The sequence below is a fragment of the Kribbella sp. VKM Ac-2568 genome (assembly GCF_004345365.1).
In the GTDB taxonomy this organism is placed as follows: Bacteria; Actinomycetota; Actinomycetes; order Propionibacteriales; family Kribbellaceae; genus Kribbella; species Kribbella orskensis.
Genome location: NZ_SLVF01000008.1, coordinates 300,572 through 312,814, shown reverse-complemented (window position 1 = coordinate 312,814; position 12,243 = coordinate 300,572). Strand labels below are relative to the sequence as shown.

Sequence of the window (12,243 nt, the reverse complement as noted above, 5' to 3'; positions counted from 1 at the left end):
ACATTAGGCGGAGGACTAATCGTCGATCGCCGAGTTGCCGCGGAGTTACAGTGCTCAGGTGATCACCATCAGGCTCAGCACCGACGACGTGAGCCGGATCAGGTTCGCGTTCTCGCCGGTCTGGGAGACGGTGACGAGTGTCCGGGCGCTCAGCAACAGCACGGCCGGCAGCGTGCACGGACCGTGGCTGCGCAAGGTCCGCCCGCTCTGCGCGGACCCGGACGACGACCTGCTGTTGCTCAAGGCCCTGATCCCGCCGGTGAGCTACATCCCGGACTTCATCACCCCCGCGCCGCCGCGACGGTCGACCAGCTTCGAGTCGGGCCTGGCCGCGGTGGCGGCGACACCGCACCACCTAGTTGTCGACGAACTCACCAAGCTGCACACGGAGACCCCGCACCCATTGCTGCCCGGGCTGATCGCGAATCCGCGCAAGGCCCTCGAGCGGATCACCTCAGCCCTCGACAACTACTGGCATCAGGCGATCGAGCCCGACTGGCGGCGGATGCGCTCGCTGCTCCAGGAGGATCTGGCGTTCCGGCTGGAGGAACTCGCGAGCGGCGGCGTGGAGCGGCTGTTCCGGAACCTGCATCCGTCGGTGCGCTTCACCGGCGACCGGATCGAGATCGAAAGGCCGTACAGCTGCAACGGCGAACCCTTGCCGGGCCAGGGATTGCTGCTCGTGCCCTGCGTCTTCACCTGGCCTGCCGCGCTCCCCGTGACAGCCGCGCCGCACGTGCCGACCATCACGTATCCGCCGCGCGGCCTAGGGCGGCTCTGGGAGAGCCAGGAGGACGTGAGCGAGTCCCCGCTCGCTGAACTGGTGGGCAGAACCCGCGCCGCGATCGTGAGCCACCTCGATCTGCCGATGTCGACCACGCACCTGGCGCATCAGCTGGGGGTCTCGGCGCCGACGCTGAGCGTCCACCTGAGCATCCTGCGCGCGGCGGGCGTGGTCGACTCGCGCCGGGACGGACGGGCCGTGCTCTACTCCCGCACGTCGCTGGGCAACCACCTGCTGGCGGCGTCCCGCCCGGCCGGCCTCGCCGCAGCCACCGCTTGACGATCAGCCGAAGGACGCGGGGTCGACCTGGACCCGCACGGATCCGACCAACTTCTTGGTACTGCGCGCGGCCTGCCCTTCCTTCAGGGCCCGGGCAAGACTCGTACCGGCTGATCGCGGGGTCCGCACGACCGCTCGCGAGGTCTCGTCGTCGATCGCCACCGGGCCGAGAACCTCCAACCCTGCTTGAGGATCGACCAACTGCCGCACTCGGGCCAGCAGATCGGACACCGCCTCGGTCGGCCCGGTGAGCTCCGCGAGCTTGGCCGCCGGAGCCAGCCGCGCGGTACGGCGCTCCTCCAGCTCGCGGGCCGCGAATCCCTCGGGGCTCCACCGCACCACCGCCTGCAACGGCGTGGAGGACGGCTCGCCCACCATGATCACGGCACCACCGTCGCGAGCCGGACGAACCAGGGCCGCCGCGTTGAACCAGCGCCGTACCGCCTCTTCCGGGGCGCGCAGATCCGGCCGGGCGAGCAGCAACCATGTGTCCAGCAGGAGGGCAGCGCTGTAACCGCCTTCAGCCACTGGTTCCGCGCCGGGCGTGGTGACGATGAGGGCCGCCTGGTCGGACACCTTGTCGAGCATGTTGTCGCCGCCCGAACTACGGACCAGGACCCCGGGAAAGGCCCGGCCCAACTCCTCCGCAGTACGGCGGGCTCCGACGACGGCGGCGCGCATCCGAGTGTCGCCGCACTCCGGGCATCGGTGGTCCGCCGCCGGCCGGCCGCACACGCTGCAACTCGGCGGCCCGGAACCACCGGTGCGGCGCAACGTCCCGCCGCAGGTAGAACATCGGGACGGCGCACGGCAGGTCTGGCAGACCAGGCTCGGGAGATACCCGGCTCGCGGCACCTGGACGAGCACCGGGCCCGAGCGAAGACCCTCGCGCGCGATCTCGAACGCCCGGTGAGGGAGTCGCGCGGCCCTGGCAGCGGGATCGCGGGCGAGATCGGTGTCCGACTCCCCGGCGATGTGCACGGCTGGAGCGGCCGCCCGGACCACCGCGCGATCCGCGATCAGCGCGGCGGCCCAGCCGGATTCCAGCAACGCGGCCGTCTCGGCGGATCGGGCGAACCCACCCAGCAGAGCGGCGCACTTCTGCCGATGCGCCCGCAGCAGCAGCACCTCGCGCGCGTGCGGGTACGGCGCGCGCGGCTCGGCGTACGAGTCGTCGCCGTCGTCCCAGAGCGCGACCAGCCCGAGATCCGCGACCGGCGCGAACGCGGCCGCGCGCGTGCCGATCACCACCCGGGTGCAACCTCTCAACGCCGCGAGGAACGCCCGGTACCGCGCGGTCGGGCCGAGGTCAGCCGACAGCGAGACGAATCCGTCCGGCCCGAGCACCGCGGTACAGGCGTCGGCCAGACGTTCCAGGTCACGCGCATCGGGCGCGAGCAGCAGCGCACCACGGCCCGAGGACGCACAAACCGCCGCTGCCTGCGCGAACGCGAGCGCCCAGTCGGCCCCCGGTACTGCGGTCCAGATGGCTCGGGGGGCTTCCGAACGAGTCAGGGCGTCGAGGAACCCACCGGCCACCGGGTACGGCGACCACTCCGACCGCGAGGCGGACACGACCGGGCGGACGGGCTGTGAGCACTTCAGCGGCTCGGCCTCGACCTTGGCGTGCCGGGGTGGGACCGCCAGTCGGGTCACGTCCGCGAAGACCCCGGCATACCGATCGGCGACGGCCCGGCAGAGATCGGCGACCTCGGGAGTCAGCACCTGCTCGGGTGACACCACTTTGCGGATCCGCGCGAGCTTGCCGTCGTGGTCCGAGGCCTCCAGCCGGCGCAGCACGAACCCGTCGAGATCCTTACCTGCGAAGCGCACCTTGACCCGCGCGCCGGGCTGCGCCGCGTCCGCCAGATCGTCGGGCACCAGATAGTCGAACGGGCGGTCGAGATGCGGCAGAGGCATGTCCACCGCGACCTGGGCGATCGGCAGCGTCGAGGTGATGCCGGCCGGTTCCTTGGTGCGGGAACGGCGAACGGTCTCGCGGAGCAGCGTCAACTGCTCAGGTGAGTCCCCGTTCTGTGCCACCGGTGAACTCTAGTCGGGCCGGCCGACAACCGCCGGGAGGCCTGGGGACAACCGCGGCACAGGTCCGGACATGCGAACCGCCCGCGACCTCGTCGGGTCGCGGGCGGTCGCGGGGAACTACTGGGCGATCGCGGCCTTCAGCGCCTCGACGCGGTCGAGCCGCTCCCAGGTGAAGTCCTCGCCGGTGCGGCCGAAGTGGCCGTTGCGAGCGGTCTGGGCGTAGATCGGCCGGAGCAGGTCGAGGTCGCGGATGATCGCGGCCGGACGCAGGTCGAACACCTCGAGCACCGCGTCGCTGATCTTGTCGACCGGCACGGTCTCGGTGCCGAAGGTGTCGACGTAGAAGCCGACCGGCGCCGCCTTGCCGATCGCGTAGGCGACCTGGCACTCGGCCCGCGAGGCGAGCCCGGCGGCGACGATGTGCTTCGCCACCCAGCGCATCGCGTACGCCGCCGAGCGGTCCACCTTCGACGGGTCCTTGCCGGAGAACGCGCCGCCGCCGTGGCGGGACATGCCGCCGTAGGTGTCGATGATGATCTTGCGGCCGGTCACGCCGGCGTCGCCCATCGGGCCGCCGATCTCGAACCGGCCGGTCGGGTTGACCAGCAGCTTGTAGTCGGTCGAGTCGATGTCGAACTGCTCGAGCACCGGGTCGACGACGTGCTTCTTCACGTCCGGGCTCAGCATCGAGTCGAGGCTGATGTCGGCCGCGTGCTGGCTCGACACCACGACGGTGTGGATCCGAACCGCCTTGTCGCCCTCGTACTCGACAGTGACCTGGGTCTTGCCGTCGGGACGCAGGTAGGCCATCGTGCCGTCCTTGCGGACCTCGGACAGCCGCGCGGACAGCCGGTGCGCGATGGTGATCGGCAGCGGCATCAGCTCGGGCGTCTCGTTCGACGCGTAGCCGAACATCAGGCCCTGGTCGCCCGCACCCTGCAGGTCGAGCGCGTCGGACGACGCGTCCGAACGGGTCTCGTACGCCGTGTCGACGCCCTGCGCGATGTCGGGCGACTGGCTGCCGATGGCAACCGTGACTCCACAGGAAGCGCCGTCGAAGCCCTTCAGCGAAGAGTCATAGCCGATCTCGAGGATCCGCTCCCGGACGATGCCGGGGATGTCGACGTACGCGGTGGTGGTGACCTCGCCGGCGACGACGACCAGGCCGGTCGTCACCAGGGTCTCCACCGCGACGCGGCTCTTGGGGTCCTCGGCCAGCAGGGCATCAAGGATGGAGTCGCTGATCTGGTCAGCGATCTTGTCCGGATGACCCTCAGTCACCGACTCGGACGTGAACAGGCGCCGTGCCACGGATTCTCCTCGGGTTTCCTCGTTCGCCACATGACAGGGCAGCCTCTCCCCCGTCACAGCACCGCCCCACGCGATGTATCTGGGAAGTATGCCAGCAGATCCGGCCAAGGTCCCGAACGACGGCCCGATCCGTTCGCTTCGTGAGATTGCGCGCCATATAGTGGACAAATCGGTGTGAGCGGATGGTGATGCCGATCCTACCCGGAGCGAGTTTCACGCTCGGTCAGGCGTGCGGACCGGTCTCCACCGGGCCGATCGTGAGCACCGGGCTCGCGTCGAAAATGTGACCAAGGCGATCGACCTCCGCGTCGAGCGCGCGCAGACGGGTGGGGCTGAGGGTGCTCAGCGGCTCGACAGTGACGTGGAGCTTGCGGCCCGACTTCCGCTGATGCCACACCCCGGCGACGATTCCGTCCACCAGTAGCAGCGGGTAGTTGCCCGCCTGTCCGCCCGCCAGCGCCCGGCTCGATGCCCGGCCCGGGAAGAGCAGATCACGCGGATGACTGCCCACGCCGTACGCGTCGAAGTACGGCAGCAGCCGGACGCCGGTGGCCGGCTTGTCCGTCATCGAGGTGTCGCCCTCGGCGAGCCACGCGCGACTGCCTTCGAGGTCGACCTCCGGCAGGCCGTCGAACAGGTTCCGCACGAAGGCCGTCGAGGTGCTGAGCCATTTCGCGAACTGCTCGGGAGTCGCCGGGCCGTAGCTGCGGAGATACCGGTCCAAGAGCGCAGCGAGCGCTTCCTGCCCGTTCATCGGCTGGAACGGTGTGAACCGGTGCGGGTTCGAGTAGGTGACCTTGCGACCGCGATTGGGGCCGTAGGCAAGCATGCCCGCGTTGGCCGCGTCCGGGATGACCTGACGCCAGCGCGGCCAGAACACCTGGAACGCCGGCATCACCAGATCGCCCGCCCACGAACCGGTCCGCGCGACGACCTGCTCGGAGAGTTCGTCGACAGTCAGGTCATCGTCGGCCAGCGCGGCGCCGATCGCAGCGATCACCTCATCGCGCTGGTCGTCGGTCAGTCGCATGTACGCCGGCGCCGCCGGACCCTTCGGCAAAGCGGACAGAGCGCCAGTCCACAACGGCAGATCGTCGGCCGGCAGCAGATGCACGGTCCCGCGCGGCCCGAAGGTCTTCACCAGGCTGTGGTCCTCCCACAACGCCTTCTGAACGTCCGTCCGCGTCGCCCCGTCGAGCCTGAGCGCAACCGAAACCTCCCCGGCCGACAACACCTGCGCATGCGCCCCACATATCGCCCGTACTACGTCCGCCGGGCTGCTCGCCGCCGGAACCGCCAGGTGATGCCGGGCCATCCGACGGGCGACCACAGCCTTCCACTTCAGTTGCTCGCTCATGTCTCTGAGGCTAGAACGAGAAGCGGTCAGGTCCTGACCGCTTCGAATCCTGACGAGAGCGCGTTACTGGAAGAGCCCGCTGTAGGCGTTGAGGGCGGGCTGGCCGCCGAGGTGGACGTAGAGCACGTTCGAGTCCTTCGGGATCTCGCCGTCGCGCACGAGGTCGATCAGCGCGGCCATCGACTTCCCCTCGTAGACAGGGTCGATGATCATCGCCTCGAGGCTGCCACTGAGCCGGATCGCGTCCAGCGTCGACTGCACCGGGATGCCGTAGAGATCGCCGGCCCAGCCTTCGAGCACGGTGATCTCGTCCTCCCGGAGATCCCGGCCGAGGCCGATGAGTTCCGCGGTGTTGCGGGCGATCTTCGCCACCTGCGCGCGGGTCTCGTCGATCTTGGCCGAGGCATCGATACCCAGCAGCCGGCGCGGACGATCCTGGCCCGCGAAACCGGCGATCATGCCCGCCTGCGTGCTGCCGGTGACGCTGCACACGACCACCGTGTCGAAGAACACGCCGAGCTCCTGCTCCTGCTGCCTGACCTCCTCGGCCCAGTTGGCGAAGCCGAGCCCACCGAGCGGATGGTCGGACGCCCCGGCCGGGATCGCGTACGGCGTACCGCCGCCGGCCTGGACGTCCTCCAGCGCTTGCTGCCAGCTCTCCTTGAAGCCGATTCCGAAGCCGGCCCGGACCAGGCGGACATCGGCGCCCATGATCCGCGACAGCAGGATGTTGCCGACCTTGTCGTTGACCGGGTCGGGCCAGTCGACCCAACTCTCCTGCACCAGCACGGCTTTCAGCCCGGCCTTCGCCGCGGCCGCGGCCACCTGGCGGGTGTGGTTGGACTGCACGCCGCCGATGCTCACCAACGTGTCGGCGCCGTGGGCCAGCGCATCAGCGACCAGATACTCGAGCTTCCGGGTCTTGTTGCCGCCGAAGGCCAGACCACTGTTGCAGTCCTCGCGCTTGGCCCAGACCCGCGCACCGCCAAGGTGCTTGGTCAGCCGATCCAGCGGATGGACGGGGCTCGGGCCGAACAGGAGTGGGTAGCGCTCGAAAGCGTCGATGGGCATCTAGATCTCCTGGAGTGAGCTGTCGAGCAGGGGCACGAGGGTCTGCCAGTTCGCGCGGGTCGCGGCGGTGGCGCCTTCGACGTCACCCGCCTCGCAGAGGGCGATGATCCTGTCGTGCTGGGCGACCGAGCCGCGGCCGCCGAGCGACGAGAACCTCAGCCGCTCGACGCGTCGCAGTACGGGGGTGAACTGTTCGAGGACGGACTCGATCGCGCGGTTAGCGCAGGCGGCGACCGGTACGCCGTGGAAGTCGTCGTCGGCGGCGATCGCGGCGTCGACGTCGTTGCGGCGCAGGGCATCGGCAAGGCGCTTGTTCGCCTCACGCATGGCGTCGAGCTCGGCTGCAGACAGGTTCGGGATCGCCTCGCGTACGGCGAGCTCGTGCATCGCGGCGGTGACCAGCTGGGCGGAGCGGATCTCGCGGACGTCGAGCGGGCTGACGGTGGTCGAGCGCCCGGGCTTGGTCTGCACCAGACCGGCCCGTTCGAGCCGCGTGAGCGCCTCGCGGACCGGCGTACGACTGACTCCCAGCCACTCGACCAGGTCTACGTCGTTGAGGCGCTCCCCCGGCGCGAGAGTGCCATCCACGATCGCGTCCCGGATGGCGCGGTAGGCGTTCTCTCGCAGGAGCGTCCTGGAGACGAGCCCTCGACTCTGCGGCACTGGCATGCAATATATTGCACACGGGACAGGGCGATCTGTCCAGTGACCGCCTTGAACGGATCAGTGCCAGTGGGTGGCGACGAGGTTCCAGATGACCCCGGCCAGGGCGTCCTTGCTGCCGGAGGGCACCGGGAGGGCGCCGCCGTCGCGATCGAGGATGACGGCCTCGTTGTTGTCGCTGCCGAAGACCTTGCCGCCGGACACGTCGTTCACCACCAGCAGGTCGCAGCCCTTGCGCTCTAGCTTGGCGCGACCGAGCTCAAGCACGCTGCGCTGAGCGTCGCCCGTCTCGGCGGCGAACCCGACGATCACCTGGTCCGACCGCTGCCGGTCGTGCGAGATCGTGGCGAGGATGTCGGGGTTCTCCACCAGATTGACCGCCGGCACCGTACCGTCGCCGGTCTTCTTGATCTTGTGCTCCGCGACATCGGCCGGACGGAAGTCGGCGGGAGCAGCCGCCATCACGATCGCGTCAGAGTCCACTGCGCGGCTGGTGATCTCCTCGTACAGATCGCGGGTGCTGGTGACCTGAACGACCTGGACTCCCGCGGGGTCCGCAAGCTCGGAGTTCGCGGCGACCAGGGTGACCTTGGCGCCACGGGCGGCGGCGATCCGCGCCAGCGCGTAGCCCTGCTTGCCGGACGAGGAGTTGCCCAGGTAGCGAACCGGGTCGAGGTGCTCGCGGGTGCCGCCGGCGCTGACCAGGACGTGCTTGCCGGTCAGATCCGCCACGGACTGCCCGGCGGCGCGGGCGGTCTCGTCGGCGAGCATCAACTGGCTGATCGCGAAGATCTCGGCCGGTTCGGGCAACCGCCCGCGGCCGGTGTCGGTCCCCGTCAGCCGGCCGACCGCCGGGTCGAGCACGGTGATGCCGCGGGACCGCAGGGTCGCCACGTTGGCCTGGGTGGCCGGGTGTTCCCACATCTCGGTGTGCATCGCGGCCGCGAACAGGATCGGGCAGCGCGCGGTCAGCAGGGTGTTCGTCAGCAGGTCGTCGGCCAGGCCGTGCGCGGCCTTCGCGATCAGGTTCGCGGTGGCGGGCGCGACCACGACGAGGTCGGCACCCTTGCCGATCCGGACGTGCGGGACCTCCTGCACGTCGTCGAACGGGTCGGCGGTGACCGGTTGACCCGACAGCGCGGCCCAGGTCGCGGCGCCGACGAACTCCAGGGCGGCCGCGGTCGGCACCACCCGGACGCTGTGCCCGGACTCGGTCAGCCAGCGGAGCAGATCACAGACCTTGTAGGCCGCGATCCCGCCGCCGACACCCAGAACCACGGACGGCCGCTGCTGTGCGGTCACAGACATGAACCCGGCGTCGTCATCGACGGATGATTACTCGGACTTCTCCGCAGCGGCGGCGGCAGCTTCCGCCTCGGCCTCGGGGTCGATGTCCGTGCAGGTCAGCACACCCTCGTTGATCTCGCGCATGGCGATCGACAGAGGCTTCTCCTGGACGTGCGTCTCGACCAGCGGTCCGACGTACTCCAGCAGGCCCTCGCCGAGCTGGGAGTAGTAGGCGTTGATCTGCCGAGCCCGCTTGGCCGAGTAGAGCACCAGCTTGTACTTCGAGTCGGTGTGGGTGAGCAGGTCGTCGATCGGCGGGGAGGTGATGCCGATGGCGACGGGCTGGTTGGCAGACAAGTTCAGCTCTTTCCAGAGATGGAGGGTGATCGAATCAACTTTACCAACTGATCGGCCGCTTCCCGAACAGAGGCGTTCACGATCGTGACGTCGAACTCCTTCTCGGCCGCCAGTTCCAGCGTAGCCGTCTGCAGTCTGCGCTCCCGCTCCTCGGCCGTCTCGGTGCCCCGGCCGACCAGCCGGCGGACGAGTTCGTCCCAGCTCGGCGGGGCCAGGAAGACGAACTGCGCCTCCGGCATCGTCTCGCGCACCTGCCGCGCGCCCTGGAGGTCGATCTCCAGCAACGCCGGCCGGCCCTCGGCGAGCTTGTCCAGCACCTGCCGCCGCGGCGTCCCGTAGCGGGCCGCCTTGTGCACGACCGCCCACTCGAGCAGTTCGTCGTCGGCGATCATCCGGTTGAACTCCTCGTCGGACACGAACAGGTAGTGCACCCCGTGCACCTCGTTCGGCCGGGCCTTGCGAGTGGTCGCCGAGACCGAGATCCAGATGTCGGGGAAGCGCTCCCTTATGTCGGCGGCGACGGTGCCCTTGCCGACGGCCGTCGGGCCCGCCAGCACGGTCAGCCGGGCCCCGCCGGTACCGCGTTCCGCATCGTTCCCCGTGTCCGAATCCATCTTCCGGCCCGTTTCCTGCTGCGTCGTGATCAGATCCGTCGACATCAGCGTCACTCGGCGAACTCGCGCTCGAGCGCGGCGATCTGGTTCGTCCCGAGGCCGCGCACCCGGCGGGAATCGGAGATCCCGGCCCGCTCCATGATCTGCTGGGCCCGGACCTTGCCGACCCCGGGGATGCACTGCAGCAGCGCGCTCACCCGCATCTTGCCGATCACGTCGTTCGTCTGCCCCTCGTGCAGCACCTCCGTAGGAGACGCCCCCGAGTGCCGGATCCGGTTCTTGATCTCCGCACGCTCACGCCGTGCGGCCGCGGCCTTGTCCAGAGCAGCCGCACGCTGCTCTGGGGTCAAAGAAGGAAGTGGCACCGTTTCACCTGTCCCGTTTTGTGGCTTCGCCGCTGAACCTAACACGCGACAGGACGGCCTCAGTTCAGCTCAGGGACATCTACCTTGCACGAGTCCTTCGCATGGGTCGCGATCGACTTGTAGGCAGCCATTGCGGGCCCGGTCTCCTTGCTCAGCCGAGCCAGTTCGACACGATCCGTACCGGCCTTCTGGGCCTTCTCAGCGATCGTCACGATCTTGGCCCAGTCGTCCTTGACCTCGGCCGGCGCGCTGTTCTCGAGCTTCTTCGCGTCCTCGAGGATCTTCGCGTAGTCGGCGGGGTTCTGCGGGTCCACGTTCACCGCGGAGGCCGCGTAGCCGGCCAGGTCGACACAGTACGCCTGCTCCTCGGTGCAGGCGGTCAGCCCGGCGGCCGCGGCGATCATCGTCGCGGTGATCACAACTGTGCGCATCTGTTCCTCATCCTCGGGGGTCTCGAGTGGTCCTCGGGGGTGTTGCCGCAGACGCTACCGGCCGTCACCAAACCAACCGAAAACCCACCTTTTCGCCACGCTCGGTGAAAGCCCGCACCTCTCATCCCACCTGTCCCCGAGAGTCGACACCTGTACTCCGAACGTGGCCCGGCCCGCGCCCGGGGTACGGGGGCGCGGGCCGGAGCGGGCGGGGTCAGTTCTCGATGCTGACCTTGCAGGTGTCCTTCGCCTGCTTGGCGATCGCCTCGGAGGCGGTCCCCATCTTCTGGCCCTCGTTCTTGGCCAGCTCGGCCAGCTTGGCCTGGTCGCCGTTCGCGTCCTTCGCCTTGTCGAGGAAGTCCGTCACGACCTTCCAGTCGTCCTTCAGGTCGTCAGGCGCCGACTTGGACAGCTTGCCGGACTCGGCGCGGATCTTGTCGACGGTCTCGGAGTCCTTGATGTCGGCGTTCTTGACCGCCTCGGCATAGTTCTGCAGTTCGCTGCAGTAGTCGCCACCCGAGCACGCCGTCAAAGTGCCGACGCTCAATGTCACTACCGCCGCGAGGGCCGCAACCTTACGCATTCCAGTCCCATCTGTTGCCGCGGGAAGCCGTTCGCCTCCCGTCACGGCAACCCTTCCGAACACCGGGGTCAGCACCGCGCACCCCACACCGTGAACAACGTCGCACGACCTGGTTGGAACCAGCCCGTAACCTCTCGCGTCAGCCGCCGTTCGCCACGGCAGCACGCACCGATCTGGCGCGTCGGCCGGCCGTCCCCGCGGCGACGGCGTTCGCCGCGACGATCACGGTGATGGCGAACCAGTCGAGGTGATCGAGCCGCTGACCGAGCACCAGCAGTCCGACCAGGGCAGCCAGTACCGGGTTCACACTCATGAAGACCCCGAACAACTGCGCCGGAACCGTGCGCAGCGCCAGGAGGTCCACCAGGAACGGAACAGCCGACGACAGCAGTCCGGCTGCGAGCGCGTATCCGATCGCCGCGACCGTCGGCGGACGGTGCCACAGCACGAAGACTCCGACCGGGAGGTAGGCAAGCGCCGACACAGCGGCCGCCGCGGCCGACCCTTGGGCTCCCGGGACCCGCTGTCCCAACGTGCGGTTGAGCAGGATGTAGCAGCCCCAACAGACCGCCGCCACCAGCGCCAGCCCGACACCCAGATAGTCAGTGCTCGCCTGCGGACGGGTGAGCACCACCACCGCCGGCCCGGCGGCGAGCGCACAGACCAGGTCGATCATCCGCCTCGAGCCCACCAGCGCCACCGTCAGCGGCCCGACGAACTCCAATGTCACCGCCAGGCCGAGCCCGATCCGGTCGATGGCCGTGTACAGCGACAGGTTCATCGTCGCGAACACCATCGCCAGCCCGAGCACCGGCCACCACTGGCGCGCCGTGAACTCCCGCAACCGGGGCCGCCCGACAGCCACCAGCAACAGCCCGGCCACCAACTGCCGCACCGCCACCACACCCACCGGCCCGATCACCGGGAACGCGAGGGCTCCCATGGCCGCCCCGACCTGATTGGAAAGCCCGCTCCCCAACATCATCAGCACGCCCAGCGCGGGCTGAGGGTCGGCTGTTGCCGGCGTTTCGTGGGTATGACTGGCGGTTGTCATGGTTCGAGGCTGCGCTGGTGCCAACTATCCGCAAAATGCATCGA

The 12,243-nt window shown here is 69.2% G+C and carries 13 protein-coding genes; 1 reads left to right on the top strand and 12 read right to left on the bottom strand.

The annotated features are described in order from the left end of the window. Positions 1–58 precede the first annotated feature (58 nt). Positions 59–1,063: a helix-turn-helix transcriptional regulator gene (locus EV648_RS24750; protein WP_132296284.1), complete on the top strand. Its 1,005-nt coding sequence runs from the start codon at positions 59–61 to the stop codon at positions 1,061–1,063. Positions 1,064–1,066: 3 nt separating this feature from the next. Here the strand turns inward: EV648_RS24750 and EV648_RS24745 are convergent, their stop codons facing one another. The 12 genes from EV648_RS24745 to EV648_RS24690 form a co-directional block, all read right to left on the bottom strand. Further along, on the bottom strand, positions 1,067–3,106 hold the full coding sequence (locus EV648_RS24745) for a primosomal protein N' (RefSeq protein ID WP_132296281.1): 2,040 nt from the start codon (positions 3,104–3,106) through the stop codon (positions 1,067–1,069). A 117-nt stretch (positions 3,107–3,223) separates the two neighbouring features. Continuing rightward, the gene (gene metK / locus EV648_RS24740; protein WP_132296278.1) at positions 3,224–4,417 is read right to left on the bottom strand and encodes a methionine adenosyltransferase; all 1,194 of its coding nucleotides are present in this window, start codon (positions 4,415–4,417) and stop codon (positions 3,224–3,226) included. A 223-nt stretch (positions 4,418–4,640) separates the two neighbouring features. Continuing rightward, positions 4,641–5,774 carry a winged helix DNA-binding domain-containing protein gene (locus EV648_RS24735; protein WP_132296275.1) on the bottom strand — a complete coding sequence of 378 codons (1,134 nt, stop codon included), beginning with the start codon at positions 5,772–5,774 and terminating at the stop codon, positions 4,641–4,643. A gap of 63 nt (positions 5,775–5,837) precedes the next feature. Continuing rightward, on the bottom strand, positions 5,838–6,845 hold the full coding sequence (locus tag EV648_RS24730; protein ID WP_132296272.1) for a 1-aminocyclopropane-1-carboxylate deaminase: 1,008 nt from the start codon (positions 6,843–6,845) through the stop codon (positions 5,838–5,840). After that, positions 6,846–7,514 carry a GntR family transcriptional regulator gene (locus EV648_RS24725; protein WP_132296269.1) on the bottom strand — a complete coding sequence of 223 codons (669 nt, stop codon included), beginning with the start codon at positions 7,512–7,514 and terminating at the stop codon, positions 6,846–6,848. A 54-nt stretch (positions 7,515–7,568) separates the two neighbouring features. Beyond that, positions 7,569–8,816 carry a bifunctional phosphopantothenoylcysteine decarboxylase/phosphopantothenate--cysteine ligase CoaBC gene (gene coaBC / locus EV648_RS24720; RefSeq protein WP_132296266.1) on the bottom strand — a complete coding sequence of 416 codons (1,248 nt, stop codon included), beginning with the start codon at positions 8,814–8,816 and terminating at the stop codon, positions 7,569–7,571. 27 nt (positions 8,817–8,843) lie between these two features. Next, positions 8,844–9,152 (bottom strand): DNA-directed RNA polymerase subunit omega, encoded by a 309-nt coding sequence (gene rpoZ, locus EV648_RS24715; RefSeq protein ID WP_132296263.1) that lies wholly within the window; start codon positions 9,150–9,152, stop codon positions 8,844–8,846. A gap of 2 nt (positions 9,153–9,154) precedes the next feature. Continuing rightward, the gene (gmk, locus tag EV648_RS24710; protein WP_132296757.1) at positions 9,155–9,766 is read right to left on the bottom strand and encodes a guanylate kinase; all 612 of its coding nucleotides are present in this window, start codon (positions 9,764–9,766) and stop codon (positions 9,155–9,157) included. 50 nt (positions 9,767–9,816) lie between these two features. Beyond that, positions 9,817–10,131, bottom strand: a complete 315-nt coding sequence (gene mihF, locus EV648_RS24705; protein WP_132188723.1) for an integration host factor, actinobacterial type — start codon at positions 10,129–10,131, stop codon at positions 9,817–9,819. Between the two features lie 59 nt (positions 10,132–10,190). Continuing rightward, positions 10,191–10,562, bottom strand: coding sequence for a hypothetical protein (locus tag EV648_RS24700; RefSeq protein ID WP_132188724.1), 372 nt, complete (start codon positions 10,560–10,562; stop codon positions 10,191–10,193). 214 nt (positions 10,563–10,776) lie between these two features. After that, a complete protein-coding gene (locus EV648_RS24695) occupies positions 10,777–11,145 on the bottom strand; it encodes a hypothetical protein (protein WP_132296260.1) in 369 nt (122 codons plus the stop codon). 139 nt (positions 11,146–11,284) lie between these two features. Beyond that, positions 11,285–12,199, bottom strand: a complete 915-nt coding sequence (locus EV648_RS24690; protein ID WP_199234795.1) for a DMT family transporter — start codon at positions 12,197–12,199, stop codon at positions 11,285–11,287. Positions 12,200–12,243: the final 44 nt, after the last annotated feature.

Coding starts and splice junctions, on each gene's coding strand:
- EV648_RS24735 (WP_132296275.1), bottom strand. CDS start 5,774: ATGAGCGAGCAACTGAAGTGGAAGGCTGTGGTCGCCCGTCGGATGGCC.
- EV648_RS24730 (WP_132296272.1), bottom strand. CDS start 6,845: ATGCCCATCGACGCTTTCGAGCGCTACCCACTCCTGTTCGGCCCGAGC.
- EV648_RS24725 (WP_132296269.1), bottom strand. CDS start 7,514: ATGCCAGTGCCGCAGAGTCGAGGGCTCGTCTCCAGGACGCTCCTGCGA.
- coaBC (WP_132296266.1), bottom strand. CDS start 8,816: ATGTCTGTGACCGCACAGCAGCGGCCGTCCGTGGTTCTGGGTGTCGGC.
- gmk (WP_132296757.1), bottom strand. CDS start 9,766: ATGGATTCGGACACGGGGAACGATGCGGAACGCGGTACCGGCGGGGCC.
- EV648_RS24700 (WP_132188724.1), bottom strand. CDS start 10,562: ATGCGCACAGTTGTGATCACCGCGACGATGATCGCCGCGGCCGCCGGG.
- EV648_RS24695 (WP_132296260.1), bottom strand. CDS start 11,145: ATGCGTAAGGTTGCGGCCCTCGCGGCGGTAGTGACATTGAGCGTCGGC.
- EV648_RS24690 (WP_199234795.1), bottom strand. CDS start 12,199: ATGACAACCGCCAGTCATACCCACGAAACGCCGGCAACAGCCGACCCT.